The following is a 16,382-nucleotide window of genomic DNA, read 5'->3' as shown; positions in this document are numbered from 1 at the left end:
TTGCCCCAAAACATTGAGAAGAGCCTCGGAACACTGCGCGCGCGACGCACAAAAGATCTCTGCCCCAAAACCTTGGCTACGATGCCAACGTGGTAACGGCATTTACACGCATGTCGTCAAGGAACTTAAGCAGGCGGTTTCGTAGCCTAGCTTGACACGTCGCAGCTCGCGCCCCCGGCCGCCGCCAACGCAGGCCCAGGCCTTTTGACACCGACTTTGCGACCTCATCCATCAGCGGCGCGCGCTCGAGCATGGTGCGGTCGACCTCGATCACCGTCCAACCGTCCGCACCGAGGACGTTCCCCTTGCGCAGATCGTATGACCGCCGACTGCGCAGCTTGTGCTGCGACCCCTGGAACTCGGCGACGAGACCGTGCCCAGCCCACCGCAGGTCGCAGACAAACTCTTCTATGCCGAAGAGTTCCGCGACCTCAGTCCCGAGCCGGACGGAGGCGTTCAGCATCGCCGGCGGAAGCCCATAGCCGCCCATGTGGCGCGGCATCGTGAGAATCATCGAAAGGACTGCCTCCTCCGGCGAAGCGGCTCTGTCGCGAATATGCGCGAGCGCCGCCCGAGCCCTTCGCAGGCCCCACGGCATTCCCTCCCCGCAACTGGTCCGAAGCGTCTCAAGACGGTCGAGATACGCCTCTATGCGCGACACCGTGGTCAATGCGGGACAGTTGCAAAATCCGTGCTCGCCCATACCGTGAGCAAAGTAGCCGCACAGTTCATGACCATAGAGGATGAGCAGCTCCTCACTGATAGTGCGCGACATCTGCAGGAAGGTGAGCTCGGGACACGTCACCAAAATCCCCTCCTCGAGCTCGTAGAACGAGCCGACGGGGTAGGACCCCGTCATGAGATGGCACCGAGCGCCTGTTAAGAAGCGACGACCCCTCTGCCGGGACACGCAGAGATCAAGCGTGGCCGGGCATTCGTCGAACATGAGCCGAGCATGCGCGGCACGCATGCCGTTGATGGTTTCCGGAACCGCGCTTGCGCGGGTCCGACGGGGCATGGAATCCAGATTGATGCCCAAGCCTTGTTCGAAGAGCAGACGTACGAGCAGCGGGGGACGCTTCGGCGTGGGCGGGTTGTCTGCCGCCACGCGCCGGCCAACGGTCCGCCATACCTGCTGCGCGGTCTCGAATCCCAAAAGCAGCCTCTCGCTCATCGTCTCCCCTCTCCGCTGTTGTATCCGCAGCATATGCGTTGGGCGCGATTCGAGTGGAGGGGGCTAGCTGACACCCTGGTGTCAGGCTGCTGTAATACTGGGTTTTCCGATGTTGGCGCTTTGTTTGCTTGCAATTTAAATGCAGTCTATTAGTTTCTTCGAAACGCCCTGCCCCGCCTTCACCGACTCTCCAGAATAGCGAGAAACACAACCTTTTGGGGAAAAGCCTCACACGTGCGTGATACGTGAACGATCCCGAGGTTCTTCTCGATGTTTTGGGACATATGTTTTATGTCGCCAGGGAGATTTGCCACACTTCCCCAGGTTGTGGGCAACAGCTTTAATCCAAAACCGCAGCATGGGCGGAAGAGCATCAAAGATGTTGCCCAAAACCTAAGGGGACGGTCTGCGGGCGGCAGAGAATGAGAGGCGAGAAGGACTGTCGAGAAGTGCGGACGAGAAGGACCTCGGCACAAGAAACGGCGACGGACCTGGGAGGAGGAGTGGTCCGTCGCCGCCTGACGCCGATATGTCCGAGGCTCACTAGCCTCCGAGGTACGCCTTGCGGACGTCGTCGTCGACGAGGAGCTCGGCGCCGGTGCCCGTCTTCTTGATCGTGCCGATCTCCAGGACGTAGGCGCGGTCGGCAACCGAGAGCGCCATGTTCGCGTTCTGCTCGACGAGCAGGATCGTGGTCCCCGCCTCGCCCAGCTGCTTCACGATGTCGAAGATCTCCTGCACCAGGATCGGAGCGAGGCCCATCGACGGCTCGTCGAGCATGAGCAGGCGCGGACGGCTCATGAGGGCGCGCCCCATCGCCAGCATCTGCTGCTCGCCACCGGAGAGGGTGCCGGCGACCTGGCTGCGGCGCTCCTTGAGGCGCGGGAAGTGCGCGTAGACCTTCTCGAGAGTCTCCCTGTTCTCGGCATCCGAGCGGGTGTAGCCGCCCATCTCGAGGTTCTCGGCGACGGTCATCTGCGTGAAGACGCGCCTGCCCTCGGGGCAGAGCGCCATGCCGCGGTTCACGACCTTGTGCGCGGGCACGCCCACCACGGACGACCCGTCGAACTCCACGGAGCCGGACTCGGGCCTGATGAGGCCGGCCACGGTGTTGAGCGTCGTGGACTTGCCGGCACCGTTGGCGCCGATGAGCGTCACGATCTCGCCCTCGTTGATGTCGAACGAGATGCCACGCACGGCCTTGATTGCGCCGTAGGAGACGTGCAGGTCCTTTACGGAGAGAAGTGCCATGCTACTTCACCCCCTGCTTGCCGAGATACGCCTCGATGACGCGCGGGTCGTTCTGGATCTGCTCCGGCGTGCCCTTGGCGATGATCTTGCCGTAGTCCAGCACGCCGACGACCTCGCACACGCCCATGACGAGCGACATGTCGTGCTCGATGAGCAGGATGGCGATCTGGAACTCGTCGCGGATCTTCTGGATGTTCTCCATCAGCTCCTCTGTCTCCGCCGGGTTCATTCCGGCGGCGGGCTCGTCGAGCAGCAGCACCTTGGGACTGGTCGCCAGCGCGCGCAGGATCTCAAGGCGGCGCTGGGCGCCGTACGGGAGGTTGCCCGCCTGCGTGTCGGCGTACTTGCGCATGTCGAAGATGTCCAGCAGCTCGAGGGCGCGGTCGTGGAACTCGGCCTCCTGCCTCCAGTGGCCGGGAAGGCGCAGCATGTCGGTGACGAGATGCGTCTTCATGGTGTTGCCAAAGCCCACGAGCACATTCTGCTCGACCGTCATCTTGGAGAAGAGGCGGATGTTCTGGAACGTGCGCGCGACGCCCATGCGGTTGACCTCGGCGACGGACTTGCCGGCCGTGTCGTAGCCGTCCACGAGCACCGTGCCGCGCGTGGGCTTGTAGACGCTCGTGAGCAGGTTGAAGATCGTGGTCTTTCCGGCGCCGTTGGGGCCGATCAGGCCGGAGATCTCCGTGCGGCCCATGGCGATGTTGAAGTCGTCCACGGCGGTGAGGCCGCCGAAGTCGATGCCCAGGTGCTCCGCCTGGAGGACCGGGATAGTGCCCAGGTCGCGCTCGGGGATGAGGTTCGGCGTCTCGACCTGGACGAGGACGGAGCGGTGCTTCTTCTTCTCGTTAGACATCGGCGCTCACCTCCTTTTCCTCCGCGGTGTCCGCGGGCGCGTCGTTACGCTTCCTCCAGGGGAAGTCACGGTTCATGACGCGCTCGATGATGCGGGAGAGCGAGAAGTCGTAGGAGCCGAGAAGACCCTGCGGCCGGAAGATCATGACGATAATCAGCACCACGGCGTAGGCGATCATGCGGTACTCGGAGAAGGCGCGCAGCGCCTCGGGCAGGATCGTGAGGACCGTGGCCGAGATGGCGGAACCGAGCATGGAGCCCATGCCGCCGAGGACCACCATGACCAGGATCTCGATCGACTTCATGAAGCCGAAGACCGCCGGCTGCAGGACGCCGACGCAGCCCGCGTACAGGCCGCCGGCCACCCCGGCGAAGAACGCGGACACGACGAAGGCGAGCGTCTTGTAGTAGGTGGTGTTGACGCCCGTGGCCTCGGCCGCGATCTCGTTGTCGCGGATGGCAAGGATCGCACGACCGTGACGGGACTTCATCATCGTGTGGATGAGGAAGCACACCACCGCGACGCAGCCGAAGACCAGAAGGAAGCTCGAGAAGCCCGGGATGCCGGTGAGGCCGGCCGCGCCGCCCGTGAGCTCGAAGCCGAGCACGTCGTCGATGTTGAGCATCACGACGCGGATGATCTCGGCGAAGGCCAGCGTGATGATGGCCAGGTAGTCGCCCTTGAGACGCAGCGCGGGGATGCCGATGATGATGCCGGCGATCGCGGCGCACAGCCCTCCCACGATCAGGCCGCCGATGACGATAAGGAACGCCATCGGGGTGCCGGTCACGAAGTCGCGGGCGCCGACGCCCAGAAACTCGCTCATGCGGATGATGAAGATCGAGCAGCCGTAGGCGCCCATCGACATGAATCCCGCGTGGCCGAGCGGCAGCTGGCCCAGGTAGCCCGTCGCGATGTTGAGCGACACGGCGAGGATGATGTAGATGCCCACCTGCTCGAGGACCGTGGACTGGTAGCGGTTGATGGCGCCCCCGCTGATCATGAGCTCGCCCAGGACGAGAAGGACGAGCACCACGATCGCGTTGATCGCATAGCGCGCGGGCATCGGGAGCGTACGGCGCGCGCCGCCGGCGGCCGGGCCGCGCCCGCCCGTGGAGATGATCGGGCGCTTCTCAGACATGACCTCTTCCTCCATGCTCACACCCCCTAGACCTTCTCGCTCATCGTGCGGCCGAAGATGCCGGTCGGGCGCACCACGAGGACGATGATGAGCAGCAGGAACACGACCGCATCCTTCCAGACGGACAGGCCGATCGCGTTCACGAAGACCTCGGCGAAGCCGACGAGCAGGCCTCCCACGACGGCACCGGGGATCGAGCCGATGCCGCCGAGGACCGCGGCGACGAACGCCTTGGTGCCGAGCATCATGCCCATCGTCGGGTTGGCCTGGGTGTAGGCCATCGCGTAGAGCACGGCCCCGATGCCGGCGAGCGCGGAGCCCACGGCGAAGGTGAACGAGATCGTGGAGTTGACGTTGATGCCCATGAGGCGCGCCGCGCCCATGTCCTCTGAGACCGCGCGCATGGCCTTGCCGAGCTTGGTTTTCTGCACGACGAGCGTGAGCGCCACCGTTGCCGCGATGGTCACGAGGACCGTCAGGACCGACGGGAACGACAGCGTGAGGCCGGCGACCTGGACGGTCGTGAGGTCGGTGTAGGCGGGGACGACCTTGGCGTCGGCGCCAAAGACGAGCTGGGCGCCGTTCTCGAGGAAGTACGACACGCCGATGGCCGTGATGAGGATCGAGAGCCTCGGGGCATTTCTGAGCGGCGCGTACGCCACCTTGTCGATGAGCACGCCCACGAGCGTGCACGCCGCGACCGACAGCACGATCGCGAGCACGGGGGGAAGCCCCAGCTGGGCCATTACCAGCCACGACACGTACGCGCCGACCATGATGATGTCGCCGTGGGCGAAGTTGAGCAGCAGGATGATGCCGTACACCATCGTGTAGCCCAGGGCGACCAGCGCGTAGATGCTGCCGAGCTGCAGGCCGTTGAGCACCTGCGTGATGAACAAGGAAGAGCTCCTCTCGGGTCTGCGCGGGAGAGACCGCGTCTAGCAAAAACGGGGCAAGGCGCGAGGCCTTGCCCCGAGTGGGGCGAGAAGGACGGGACTTACGCCTCGAGGACCTCGAAGGTCTCCTCGGCACCGTCCTCGGCGAAGGTGATGATGAGCGAGGACTTGACGGGGTCGCCGGTGCCCTCGTAGGAGATGGAGCCGGTGACGCCCTCGACGGTGCCGGAGGCGATGCCGTCGATCACGGCCTGCTTGTAGTCCTCGGAGCCGGGCTCGAGGCCGGCCTCCTCGGCGGCGGCGAGGCCGTTCGCGAGCACCATGGCGGCGTCGTAGCCGAGCGCGCAGAAGTTGGTCGGCGTCTCGCCGTACTCGGCCTCGTAGTCCTCGACGAACTTGGTCGCTATCTCGGACTCGTTGGAGGAGCTGAACGCGCAGCAGTAGTAGCAGTCGTGGAGGTCGGCGGCGTCGGCGTAGTTCTCGGAGCCGCCGTAGATGCCCGACCAGCCGTCAACACCGAGGAAGACCTTGTCGTAGCCCTGAGCGCGCGCCTGGGTGACGATCATGCCGTCGTCCTGGTAGTAGTTGGGGACGAGGATGGCGTCGGGGTTGGTGCCGATGATGTTGGTGAGCTGGGAGTTGAAGTCGACGTCACCCTCGGCGTAGGACTCCTGCGCGGTGATGGTGATGCCGGCGGCCTCGGCCTCCTCGCAGAAGGCGGCGTTGACGCCCTCGGAGTAGTCGGAGCCGTTGAGGTAGAGCGTCGCGACGCTCTTGTAGCCCTGCTCGACCGCAAAGTTGGCCATGACGCGGCCCTGCTCCGGGTCGGTCACGCAGGCGCGGAAGTAGTTCTCGCCGTAGGTGACGACGTCGGCGGCGGTGGCGGACGGAGTCACGCAGGGCATGTTGTCGGCAACGGAGGCCTTGGCCACGGCGATCGTGGGGCCGGTGGTGACGTCGCCGACGATGCCGGTCACGCCGTCCTCCTGGACGAGGCGGTTGTAGGCGTTGACAGCCTCGGTGGCGTCACCCTTCTCGTCATAGACGACCGGCTCGACCTGCTTGCCGTTGACGCCGCCGTCGGCGTTGAGCTGCTTGAAGTAGAGCTGGGCGCCGTTCAGGCACGCGAGGCCGTAGGACGAGTTGTCGCCGGTGTGCGGGCCCATGATGCCGACCTTGATGGCGCCGGAGGCGTCGCCGCCCTCGGTGGACTCGCCGCCGCCGTTGCCGCCGCAGCCCACGAGGCCGAGGCCCAGCATGGCCGCCGCGGAGCCGGTCACGAACTGACGCCTGGAAATGTTCTCGAACATAGCTTTCTCCTCCCGTCGCTCCCCGTGTCGGGGAGATTTGAGCCCTAGGCTAGCCCCGGAGCGACGGCGCGTCACGCATATGGAGAAAGTGTTAAGTAACTCGTAACCAGATGGTTAAACTCGACGTCTGCGCAGCGCCGAGAGAATCGTGGCGAGAAGGACGCCAGAGCAGACCCCCGAGAGGTCGATGAGGACGTCCGTCGGCTGGCCCGAGCGCCCCGGGACGAAGAGCTGGATGCCCTCGTCGCAGAGTGGCACCAGCGCCACCAGAAACGCGATCGGAAACGGCGTCCTCCCCCGCTCCCTCAGACGTGCCGAGAAGAACCCCCACGAGATGATGCCGAGCACGGCGTACTCGGAGAAGTGCGCGCCCTTGCGCACGATGAGCGTGGCGAGGTCGGCGTCGGAGACGCCCAGCGCCTCGAAGAGCGGTCGCAGGAGCTCGACGACCAGCCCGCTCTCGAGCGAGGACTGCGGCCCCTGGATGAGCGAGTGCGCCCAGATGAGGAGGACCCAGCACAGTAACGCGACGGCCCACGTGCGATACGTCGACCGTCGCGCCGAGTCGTGCGAGCGTCGTGCCATCTACGCCTCTGCGGCCCGCGGCAGCGCGAAGTGCTTGCCGACGTACGTCGAGCGCGAGACGCCGGTGTCGGCGAGGTGGCGGGAGGCGGGCTGGGTGCCGCCCTCGAGCAGCCTGAGGAACCGTCGGGAGCTGCGCCGCGCGGCGGTCGAGGAGTTCTTGGAGAACTCGTCCTCGATCAGGTAGTCGACGTAGGTCTCGGTGTCCACGACCTCCGGGTGGCCGCCCGGGGTCTTGAACGGGATGAACGCCGTCTGCGGCTCCATGTTGTCGGGCTCGTCGAGCGAGTCGGGGCCACCGACGCTGTCGATGAAGCCGATGGGGTCCTGCGGGGGTGCCACGTTCGCGATCTTCTCGTCCAGGGACCGGAGGGCACGCTCCCACTCGTCCGCGTCGTCGAGGTCCTCCGCGGTGCGGCGCTCGGGATAGGCGCCCTCGTCGACGAAGGCCACGCGACTCGCGATGCTGGCCCCGTGACGGCCGGCGGAGGCGACGAGACGGTCATGGTCGGACGCCGAGAAGTCGGAGGGAATCGCCGGCGCCGACGCGTCCGTCGCGAACCCGGAGTCCTGGATGATGGTTCCCTCCCCGACGGCGTCACGCCACCACGAGGTGCCGACGTCGCCCACCGAGCCGTCGGCGCGCTCGATCACCGGGATGCCCTCCATCATGCTGGCACCCATGCGCTCGCGCAGCGTCGCCGCCACGCCCTCGGCGCGGCGTGCCATGCGCGCCCTGAACGTGGCGCGCCCGACGTAGTTCTCCGCGATGTCCTCGTAGTCGCTCGCCGCGTGGCTGGGCCCCTGCGCCCGTGCGGGCTCGGGGCTCTCCTGCGGCGCAGGAACCTCGTCAACGCGCAGGTGGCGCGCGATGACGGGAACCTCGTCGGAGACACGGGAGCGGGAGCGGACGACGAGCGCCGCCGTGATGGCGACCGCACCCGTGAGGGCGGCGCCGCCCGCAGCACCGGCGACAAGGGCGTCGGTGGGGGTGGCAAAGGTCGCGTCGACGAGCTCGAGCGAGAGCGCCCGAGCCGTGCCGGGCAGTGCGAGCAGCGAGACGCCCGCAAGACCCAGCGCTACGACAGGGTGTCTTCTCTCCCCCATGTTCTTCTCGCCCTCCCGAAAAGCGGAGAAACGAGCCCAAACCAAGAGACTGGCCCCATTGGAACCCGAGGATGCGTCAACGGCGTAGGCTGCGTTTCAGGTGTGTGTACCGTGACAAATCGACCGATTGCTCGGACAGTGAAGAATATACCCGTTGGCCTGCTCGTTGTGCAAGCGTCTTTCCATCAAAGTTGACGCGCGGACCAGAGACGCGAAGCGGGCCGGCTCCCGAGGGGCCGACCCGCTCCGATGAGTGCGCGATTGCGTTGGGGGCTAGGCGATGTAGTCCGTCTGCTGAGCGGCCTTGCGGGCGCTCTTGATCAGGAAGTCGCGGTTGTTGTCGGTCCCCTTGAGGCCGCTCACCAGCGCGCGGGCGGCGCGCTCGACGTTGTTCATGTTGGCGAGCACGCGGCGGATGCCCCACACGAGCGGCTGGTAGTCGGGCTCGATGAGCAGGTCCTCGTTGCGCGTTCCGGAGGCGACCGGGTCGATCGCCGGGAAGATGCGCTTGTCGGCGAGCTCGCGGTCGAGCTTGAGCTCCATGTTGCCCGTGCCCTTGAACTCCTCGAAGATGACCTCGTCCATCTTGGAGCCGGTGTCGACGAGGGCCGAGGCGATGATCGTGAGCGACCCGCCGTTCTCGATGTTGCGGGCGGCACCCAGGAACTTCTTGGGCGGGTAGAGGGCGGCGGAGTCGACGCCGCCGGAGAGGATGCGGCCGCTCGCGGGCTGCGCGAGGTTGTAGGCGCGCGCCAGGCGCGTGATGGAGTCGAGGACCACGACGACGTCCTCGCCGAGCTCAACGAGGCGCTTGGCGCGCTCGATGACGAGCTCGGAGACGCGGGTGTGGTTGTCGGCCGGCATGTCGAAGGTGGATGCCACGACCTCGCCCTTGATGGAGCGCTCCATGTCGGTGACCTCCTCGGGGCGCTCGTCCACGAGCAGGCAGAAGAGGTGCACCTCGGGGTTGTTGGCAGCGATGGACTGGCAGATCTTCTTGAGGACCGTGGTCTTGCCCGCCTTGGGGGGCGAGACGATCAGGCCGCGCTGGCCCTTGCCGATCGGGGAGACCAGGTCGATGGCACGGCCGGTGATCGAGTCCTTGCCGCACTCCATGACCAGGCGCTCGTTGGGATAGACGGGCGTGAGGTCGCGGAAGCGCGGGCGGCTCTTGAGGTTCTCGGGCGCCTGGCCGTTGACGCTGATGACGCTCTGCAGCGGCGGGTACTTGCCGTTGGCGCGGCCCGGGCCGACCGTCCCTGAGACGAGGTCGCCCTGGCGCAGGCCGAGCGAGCGGATGAGCTGCTGGTGGACGAAGGCGTCCTCGTCGCCCTCCATGTAGTTCCCGGTGCGGATCCAGCCGTAGCCCTCGTTCCCGACCTCGAGGACGCCCTCAACGGGACGGAAGCCCTCGGCGCGCGCGGCGGCCTCGAAGACGGCCTCGACGAGGTCGCCCTTGCGGACGCCGGCGTAGTCGACGCCGAGCTCGGCCGCCTTCGCGCGCAGCTCGGCGACCTTCATCTCGGAGAGCTCCTCGCGCGTGACGGAGGGCTCGGCGTTGAACTCCTGCTGGCGACGGTTCCGACGGCGGCCCTGGCCGTTCTGGCGACGGCCCTGGGCGGCCTTGCCGGGCTGCGCGGCGCCGGCGGCCTCGCCGCCCCGGTCGCCGGCGTGACGGTGCCTGCGCCCGGGTCGCGGCGCGTCGGCCTGCTTCGCAGGGTGGTCGGCCTCGTCGAGCGTCTGTGCGGGAGCAGGGGCGGGCTCGGAGCTCGCGACCGTGGCCTCGCTGGTCATCTTCGTCATCTCGTCGCTTGCCGCGGTCGGCGCGGCCTGCTCGCCCTTGCGCGGGCGGCCGCGACGGCGCTTGGGGGCCTCGGTCGCCTCGGGTGCGGTGTCGGGCTTAGTGGTCTTGGTCTCGACCTCGGCGTCCTTTGCCGGCGCTGCCTCGTCCTTGCGCGGGCGACCGCGACGACGCTTGGGCGGCCACGGCTCGCCGGCGGCCTCGGCGGCGGCGCGCGCCTCGGCCTCGGCGGCGCGGGCGGCCTCCATCTCGGCCTTGGTACGGCGCTTGCGCCTCGGCTTCGCGACGGGCGCCTCGCCGGCGCCTTCAGTCACAGGGGAAGCAGGGGTCACTTCATCCGTCATGTGTTTTCTACCTCTCGTGTGTTGCACGCACGACGGAATGCCACCGCCATAGAGCCGGGCGGGCTGGCCGCCTCGTCGCTGCGCGTCATGTCCCGAGCCTCTGCTCGAAAATGGGAACGTGGGTGCTCTCCGGCGAATATGCACCGTCCGAGCTGGGCTGAGTATATCACGCCCGTGTCAGGAAAAAAAGCAACGCCCCGCTCTGGTCGAGCGGGGCGCGTGTCATGCGCTAGTTGGACGTCCTCGGCTTGCGGCGGACGACGAGCGCCTCGATCTTCTCGACCAGCTCGTCCGCGGCCTGCTCGCCGTCATGCGTGAGCCTGACGCTCGTCGTGTGGGCCCCGGCGGCCGAGCGCTCCCGCTCGACGAGGCCGCGGTCGGCGAGGGAGGAGACCGACATAGAGACCGTCGGCTGCAGGAGGCCGAGCGTGTCGACCAGCCTCATGATCGTCGCCGACTCGCCGTCGAGTGAGCGCAGGCCGAGAAGGACGAGCTCGCCGGCCTTGCAGAAGAAGCCGCCCATGGCGTCGACGTACTTGACGAGACGGTCGGGGGAGGTGCGGGAGAGGGCGTGGCCGTTGGGAATCTGGTCACAGGTGAGGCCGGCGAGCTCGAGCGCGCGCTCGGCGCCCTTCTCGGAGACGGAGCACACCACGTTGCGACGGTCGCTCGTCCCCTCGGCACGCTCGATGAGACCGAGCTTCTCCAGATGGTTGGTCCGATGCGTCATGGTGGGGCGAAGCGCCCCCTGGTACTCGGCGATGGCGGAGGTCTTGACGGGCTCGCCCAGCTCGCGGAGGTGGCAGATGATGGCAAACTCCTCGAACGTGAGGCGCTCGTCGGACGCGACCGCCTGACGAACGACGCTGTAAGCCCTACGAACGGACATGTATTCCTTGAGGTCCAAGACCGCCCCCTGTTCAGAATGATCAGACATGCACTCGCGTCGTGGAAAACCGCCCACGTCAGGGCGCCCACGCCACAGGAGCGCAGTATACATGAGGAAATCGTTCCCGCATCAGGCCGCCGGTCGGTTTATAAAAGACGCACACAAGTCGACGCGGCCCAGCCCCTACATGCTCTGCGGCGCCGAGACCCCCACCAGCTCGAGCGTGAGCGCGAGGACGCGCCTCGTGGCGTCGCAGGCGGCGAGGCGGGCGTGGGAGACGCCCTCGTCGAGCGGCCGGCCCTTGCCCGGCAGCACCTGGCAGGCGGCGTAGAAGGAGTGGAACTCCGCGGCGAGCTCCTCGGCGTAGTGCGTCAGACGGAAGGGGGCGCGGTCGCGCGCGCAGCTCTCCACCAGGCCCGGGAGCTCGGCGATCTTGCGGGCGAGGGCCGCCTCGGCAGGATCGGTGAGCAGCCCCAGGTCGTAGGACTCCCCCACCGCGCGGCGCGCGACCTCGTCCATGCCCAGCTCAGCAGCCTCCTCGAGCGTGACGCCCGCGCCGCGGCGCAGGATCGAGCAGATGCGCGCGTGCGCGTACTGGACGTAGTAGACCGGGTTGGTGTTGTCCTGGCGCTTCACGCGCTCGATGTCAAAGTCGATCATCTGGTTGGAGGACTTGGAGATCAGCGTGTAGCGCGTGGCGTCGGCGCCCACCTCGGCGAGCAGCTCGTCAAAGGTGACCATCGTGCCCTTGCGCTTGGACATGCGCACGGGGTTGCCGTCGCGCAGCAGGTTGACGAGCTGGCCGAGAAGGACCTCGAACTGCGTGGGGTAGCCGAGCGCCTCGCAGGCGGACTGGACGCGCTGGATGTAGCCGTGGTGGTCGGCGCCCCAGATGTCGATCACGTGGTCGACGCGCTGGAACTTGTTCCAGTGGTAGGCGACGTCGGAGGCGAAGTAGGTGTAGTCGCCGTTGGTCTTGATGAGGACGCGGTCCTTGTCGTCGCCGAAGATCGTCGAGCGGAACCACAGGGCGCCCGCCTCGTCGCGATAGAGGTGGCCCATCTCGTCCAGGGCCGCGAGGGCGCGGTCCACGGCGGAGGTGCCGGACTCGTCCTTCACGTAGAGGCTGCGCTCGGAGAACCAGACGTCGAAGTCGCAGCGCGCCTCGTGGCAGGTGCCGCGGATGGAGTCGAGCATCCAGAGGTAGGCGCGCTCGCGGAACTCCGCCATGCGCTCGTCCTCGGACGCGGCGAGCCACCGGTCACCGTCCTCCTCGACGAAGCGGCAGGCGATGTCGACGATGTAGTCTCCGCCGTAGGCGTTGCCGCCGAGCGCCTCGTTGAAGGCGTCGGTGAGCGGGTGCGTCTCGGGGTGCTCGTCGCCCTCGTCCGCCACGAAGGCCTCGCGGTCGGCGAGCAGGGTGGCGCGGGCGTCCTCGAGGGGGACGCCGCGCTCCCCCATCACGGAGAGGAGCTGCTGGTAGCGCATCGAGATGGAGTGGCCGAAGACGTCCATCTGCGAGCCATGGTCGTTCACGTAGTACTCGCGCTCCACGTCGTAGCCCACGTGCTCGAAGACGCGGCAGAGCGAGTCCCCGATGGCGACCCAGCGGCCGTGGCCGATGTGGAGCGGTCCCACGGGGTTCGCGGAGACGAACTCGACCTGAATCTTGGTACCCGCGCCCATGTCCGAGCGCGCATAGTCGAAGCCCTGCTCCCGGACGGTGCGGAAGACCTCGTTGGCCGAGGCCGTGGCGAGGTAGAAGTTGATGAAGCCGGGCCCGGCGACCTCCACGCGGTCGATCGAGGGGTCCTCGGGAAGATGCGCGACTATGGCGTCGGCGATCTGACGCGGCGCGCGGCGGGCGAGCTTTGCCGAGCGCATGGCGACCGTCGAGCTCCAGTCACCGTTGCCCGGGTCGGCGGGGCGCTCGAACCCCAGGTCGGCAACGTCAAACTCCGGCAGCTCGCCGGACTCCTGCGCTGCAGCGATGGCGGCGCGAACGAGCTCCTCGATCTTCTCGGGCATCTCATCTCCTCCACGTCGGGCGTGCGACGCCCGAGCTACCATGACTTCTTGACCACGTGACTATATCAGATGTGCACGCTTGCACTCGATTTTTGAGGCCTCAAAAGTCGTGCGAGAACGATCGTTTTCCCAGTTGGATGGAAAACTGGCGTCACTTTTGAGGCCTCAAAGGCCGTTTGGACAGATGTGCCGCTAGGCCGTGGGGCGGCCGGACTCCGCGCGCTCCTCGCGCGCGAGGCGGCTGCGGAGGTCGGCGAGGCCGAGCTCGAGGCCCACGGGATAGGTCTGCGGGTTGAGGAAGCGCGCCACGGCGGGGTCGAGACGCATGAGCGCCTCGCGGCAGCGCTCGCGGGCCGCCTCAATGCCCTCGGGCTCCCCGCAGCGCGACCCGTGCTCCACCATCTTGACGAGAAGCTCGACGGGCTCGCCGGAGAGCCGGTGCGTGAGGTAGGGGTCCACGATGTCGACCATCTCGCGGGCCTCCCCGGCGCGGGCGACCTCGTCGACGACGAGCATGTCCGCCGTCGGACGTCCGGCCTGGTCAAAGTAGCGCAGGACGTGCTGGACGCCGGGGATGGTGCGCTTGTAGGACTGCTCGGAGAGCTTGATGACGGGCGTCCAGGACTCGTCGGCGCCGCAACGGACGGCGGAGAGCTTGTAGACGCCGCCGAGCGACGGCTGCGGGTCGCAGGTGGCGAGCTTGGTGCCCACGCCAAACGAGTCGATGGGCGCGCCCTGGGCGAAGAGCGACTGGATCGTGTACTCGTCGAGGTCGTTGGAGACCGAGATCTTCACGTAGGGCAGGCCCGCCTCGTCAAAGGCGGCGCGGGCCTCCTTGGAGAGGCGCGCGAGGTCGCCGGAGTCCAGACGCACGGCGGAGAGACGCTCCCCGGCGGCCTCCATCTCCTTGGCGACGGTGATGGCGTTCCTGATGCCCTGGTGCACGTCGTAGGTGTCGAGCAGCAGCACGCAGTTCCTGGGGCTGGACTTGGCGAACGCGCGGAACGCCTCGAGCTCGCTCGGGAACGCCATGACCCACGAGTGGGCGTGCGTGCCAAAGACGGGGATGCCGTAGATCTTTCCGGCGAGGACGTTGGAGGTCGAGGAGGCGCCGGCGATGTAGGAGGCTCGCGCGACGGCGAGGCCGCCGTCGGGACCCTGGGCGCGTCGCAGGCCAAAGTCGGAGACGGGATGGCCCTCGGCGGCGCGCACCACGCGCGCGGTCTTGGTGGCCACGAGCGTCTGGAAGTTCACGAGGTTGAGCAGGGCGGTCTCGATGAGCTGGCAGTCGATGACGGGACCCTCGACGCGCACCATGGGCTCGCGGCCAAAGACGACCTGGCCCTCCGGAACGGCGTGGATCGTAAGGTCGAGGTGATGGTTGCGCAGGAACTCGAGGAAGCCCGGCTTGAACATGGGGCCGCCGCCCGGCGCCTGGATGCTCGCCAGGTAGTCGATGTCGTCGTCCTCGAAGACGAAGTTCTCCACGAGGTCGGCGATCTGGCCCGTTCCGCAGCACACGGCGTAACCGCCGTCAAACGGGCAGTCACGGAAGAAGGCATTGAAGCAGGCCTGGGAGTCGGTGAGCCCGGCCTCCCAGAAGCCCTGGGCCATGGTGAGCTCGTAGAGGTCGGTGTTGAGGCAGACGTCGGTGGGCTTGGTGCGATCGGTGAGAGACATGTGCCCTCCTATCCGAGGATGGTGACGGCGAGCCAGACGGCGGCGACGCCGACGATTGCGAGAATGACGATCTTCTGTCCCAGGGGCATCCGGAGGTCGTCGTCGGGCTCCATGAGCGCGCGGGCGCGCGCGAGCGCCTCCTCGTCGCGGGCCCGTGCGGCGCGCTCGGCCTCGTCGGCGGCGCGCTGCGCCCGCAGGCGCTCCAGCTCGGCGCGCTCCGCCGCGTCCTTCTCGGCCTGCTGGCGCGCGGCCTTCTCGGCGCGCAGCTGCTCGAGCTCGGCGCGCTCCTCGTCGGTGAGGCCGGTGTCGTCCGCCATGTCTCCTCCGTCTTTCGGGTCGGCAGTTTGCATAGTTATAGCGCTTGTGGGCGAGAAGGGCACGCGAGCTCGGGTCCCACAACGCCCGTGGCGTCGAAGGCGGGCACGAAGCTCTCGGAGACCGTGCCCCCCTCCTGCCACCAGATCCGCTCGAATCCGAGGTCGTCGGCGTGACAGAGCACGATCTCGTACTCCTCCTCCGAGACGCCGTGCGAGAGGGCGCCGCCGGCGCGACGGCAGGCCTCGTTGGGCGTGTACTGGTTCATGACCGAGAGGTCGGCCTCGTTGCCAGCGATTTCCCACACGCGGTCGAGCACGGCGCAGGAGTCGTCGGCGTGACCGGGGAGCACGAGGTGACGCACGATGACGCCGCGCCGCATGGAGCAGTCCTCGCCGAGCGAACGGCCGCCCGCCGCGCGGACCGAGTCGACCATGGCGGCCAGCGCCTCGGCGGCGACCTCCGGGTAGTCGGGCGCAGCGGAGAGCGTGCCGGCGAGGGCGCCGTCCGCGTACTTGAAGTCGGCGAGCCAGACGTCGACCACGTCCGCGAGGGAGCGTACGACCTCGGCAAGCTCATAGCCGGACGTGTTGCAGACGATAGGCAGGGTGAGTCCCGCCTCGCGCGCCATGCCCACGGCGTCACGGACGTGCGGGGCAAAGTGGAGCGGCGTCACGAGGTTGATGTTGAGCGCGCCCTGCCCCTGCAGCTCGAGCATCATCTCGGCGAGCCGCGCGGTCGTCACGGGCAGGCCAAATCCCTCGCTCGAGATCTCGTGGTTCTGGCAGAACACGCAGCGAAGCGGGCATCCCGAGAAGAAGATGGCCCCGGAGCCCGCCTCGCCGGAGATCGGGGGCTCCTCCCAGAGATGCAGGGCGCTTCTCGCCACCCTGAGCTCGGAGCTCATGCCGCAGCGACCAGGAACGCCGGCGGCGCGGTGTGCGCCGCAGCGGCGCGGGCAGAGCCGGCACGCCTCGTAGGCGTCCTGCGTCAGGTGCTCCCCCATCC

General features: G+C 67.5%; 14 protein-coding genes. All 14 read right to left on the bottom strand.

Going from position 1 to position 16,382, the window contains the following annotated elements; genetic code table 11:
• Positions 1–76: 76 nt before the first annotated feature.
• The 14 genes from B5F73_RS00895 to B5F73_RS00830 all read right to left on the bottom strand — a co-directional run bounded on the left by B5F73_RS00895 (position 77) and on the right by B5F73_RS00830 (position 16,380).
• Complete coding sequence (locus tag B5F73_RS00895; protein WP_087225038.1) at positions 77–1,174, bottom strand: hypothetical protein; 1,098 nt, start codon at positions 1,172–1,174, stop codon at positions 77–79.
• A 543-nt stretch (positions 1,175–1,717) separates the two neighbouring features.
• Positions 1,718–2,425: an ABC transporter ATP-binding protein gene (locus tag B5F73_RS00890; RefSeq protein WP_087225035.1), complete on the bottom strand. Its 708-nt coding sequence runs from the start codon at positions 2,423–2,425 to the stop codon at positions 1,718–1,720.
• 1 nt (position 2,426) lies between these two features.
• Positions 2,427–3,281: an ABC transporter ATP-binding protein gene (locus tag B5F73_RS00885; RefSeq protein ID WP_087225032.1), complete on the bottom strand. Its 855-nt coding sequence runs from the start codon at positions 3,279–3,281 to the stop codon at positions 2,427–2,429.
• Positions 3,274–4,422, bottom strand: coding sequence for a branched-chain amino acid ABC transporter permease (locus B5F73_RS00880; protein WP_239379749.1), 1,149 nt, complete (start codon positions 4,420–4,422; stop codon positions 3,274–3,276). Before B5F73_RS00880 ends, B5F73_RS00885 begins: the two co-directional genes overlap by 8 nt.
• A 26-nt stretch (positions 4,423–4,448) precedes the next feature.
• Positions 4,449–5,321 (bottom strand): branched-chain amino acid ABC transporter permease, encoded by an 873-nt coding sequence (locus tag B5F73_RS00875; RefSeq protein ID WP_087225029.1) that lies wholly within the window; start codon positions 5,319–5,321, stop codon positions 4,449–4,451.
• A 98-nt stretch (positions 5,322–5,419) separates the two neighbouring features.
• Positions 5,420–6,628 carry an ABC transporter substrate-binding protein gene (locus tag B5F73_RS00870; RefSeq protein ID WP_087225026.1) on the bottom strand — a complete coding sequence of 403 codons (1,209 nt, stop codon included), beginning with the start codon at positions 6,626–6,628 and terminating at the stop codon, positions 5,420–5,422.
• A 114-nt stretch (positions 6,629–6,742) separates the two neighbouring features.
• Positions 6,743–7,213, bottom strand: coding sequence for a VanZ family protein (locus B5F73_RS00865; RefSeq protein WP_087225023.1), 471 nt, complete (start codon positions 7,211–7,213; stop codon positions 6,743–6,745).
• On the bottom strand, positions 7,214–8,317 hold the full coding sequence (locus B5F73_RS00860; RefSeq protein ID WP_087225020.1) for a hypothetical protein: 1,104 nt from the start codon (positions 8,315–8,317) through the stop codon (positions 7,214–7,216).
• A 273-nt stretch (positions 8,318–8,590) separates the two neighbouring features.
• Positions 8,591–10,462 (bottom strand): transcription termination factor Rho, encoded by a 1,872-nt coding sequence (rho, locus tag B5F73_RS00855; protein ID WP_087225017.1) that lies wholly within the window; start codon positions 10,460–10,462, stop codon positions 8,591–8,593.
• A 229-nt stretch (positions 10,463–10,691) separates the two neighbouring features.
• On the bottom strand, positions 10,692–11,351 hold the full coding sequence (locus tag B5F73_RS00850; protein ID WP_239379748.1) for a MarR family transcriptional regulator: 660 nt from the start codon (positions 11,349–11,351) through the stop codon (positions 10,692–10,694).
• A 183-nt stretch (positions 11,352–11,534) separates the two neighbouring features.
• The gene (locus B5F73_RS00845; protein ID WP_087225011.1) at positions 11,535–13,379 is read right to left on the bottom strand and encodes an arginine--tRNA ligase; all 1,845 of its coding nucleotides are present in this window, start codon (positions 13,377–13,379) and stop codon (positions 11,535–11,537) included.
• Positions 13,380–13,571: 192 nt separating this feature from the next.
• Positions 13,572–15,059: a nicotinate phosphoribosyltransferase gene (locus tag B5F73_RS00840; RefSeq protein WP_087225008.1), complete on the bottom strand. Its 1,488-nt coding sequence runs from the start codon at positions 15,057–15,059 to the stop codon at positions 13,572–13,574.
• 8 nt (positions 15,060–15,067) lie between these two features.
• Complete coding sequence (locus B5F73_RS00835) at positions 15,068–15,376, bottom strand: hypothetical protein (RefSeq protein WP_087225005.1); 309 nt, start codon at positions 15,374–15,376, stop codon at positions 15,068–15,070.
• 35 nt (positions 15,377–15,411) lie between these two features.
• Positions 15,412–16,380, bottom strand: coding sequence for a radical SAM protein (locus B5F73_RS00830; RefSeq protein ID WP_087225003.1), 969 nt, complete (start codon positions 16,378–16,380; stop codon positions 15,412–15,414).
• Positions 16,381–16,382 lie beyond the last annotated feature (2 nt).

The sequence above is a fragment of the Olsenella sp. An270 genome, from assembly GCF_002159735.1.
Taxonomy (GTDB): Bacteria; Actinomycetota; Coriobacteriia; order Coriobacteriales; family Atopobiaceae; genus Thermophilibacter.
This window is presented reverse-complemented; position numbering and strand designations above follow the sequence as displayed.

What these genes read in the sequence shown, in the direction of transcription:
- B5F73_RS00835 (WP_087225005.1), bottom strand. Translation starts at nt 15,376, where the DNA reads ATGGCGGACGACACCGGCCTCACCGACGAGGAGCGCGCCGAGCTCGAG.
- B5F73_RS00885 (WP_087225032.1), bottom strand. Translation starts at nt 3,281, where the DNA reads ATGTCTAACGAGAAGAAGAAGCACCGCTCCGTCCTCGTCCAGGTCGAG.
- B5F73_RS00880 (WP_239379749.1), bottom strand. Translation starts at nt 4,422, where the DNA reads ATGTCTGAGAAGCGCCCGATCATCTCCACGGGCGGGCGCGGCCCGGCC.
- rho (WP_087225017.1), bottom strand. Translation starts at nt 10,462, where the DNA reads ATGACGGATGAAGTGACCCCTGCTTCCCCTGTGACTGAAGGCGCCGGC.
- B5F73_RS00895 (WP_087225038.1), bottom strand. Translation starts at nt 1,174, where the DNA reads ATGAGCGAGAGGCTGCTTTTGGGATTCGAGACCGCGCAGCAGGTATGG.
- B5F73_RS00840 (WP_087225008.1), bottom strand. Translation starts at nt 15,059, where the DNA reads ATGTCTCTCACCGATCGCACCAAGCCCACCGACGTCTGCCTCAACACC.
- B5F73_RS00830 (WP_087225003.1), bottom strand. Translation starts at nt 16,380, where the DNA reads ATGGGGGAGCACCTGACGCAGGACGCCTACGAGGCGTGCCGGCTCTGC.
- B5F73_RS00870 (WP_087225026.1), bottom strand. Translation starts at nt 6,628, where the DNA reads ATGTTCGAGAACATTTCCAGGCGTCAGTTCGTGACCGGCTCCGCGGCG.
- B5F73_RS00850 (WP_239379748.1), bottom strand. Translation starts at nt 11,351, where the DNA reads ATGTCCGTTCGTAGGGCTTACAGCGTCGTTCGTCAGGCGGTCGCGTCC.
- B5F73_RS00890 (WP_087225035.1), bottom strand. Translation starts at nt 2,425, where the DNA reads ATGGCACTTCTCTCCGTAAAGGACCTGCACGTCTCCTACGGCGCAATC.
- B5F73_RS00845 (WP_087225011.1), bottom strand. Translation starts at nt 13,379, where the DNA reads ATGCCCGAGAAGATCGAGGAGCTCGTTCGCGCCGCCATCGCTGCAGCG.
- B5F73_RS00865 (WP_087225023.1), bottom strand. Translation starts at nt 7,213, where the DNA reads ATGGCACGACGCTCGCACGACTCGGCGCGACGGTCGACGTATCGCACG.
- B5F73_RS00860 (WP_087225020.1), bottom strand. Translation starts at nt 8,317, where the DNA reads ATGGGGGAGAGAAGACACCCTGTCGTAGCGCTGGGTCTTGCGGGCGTC.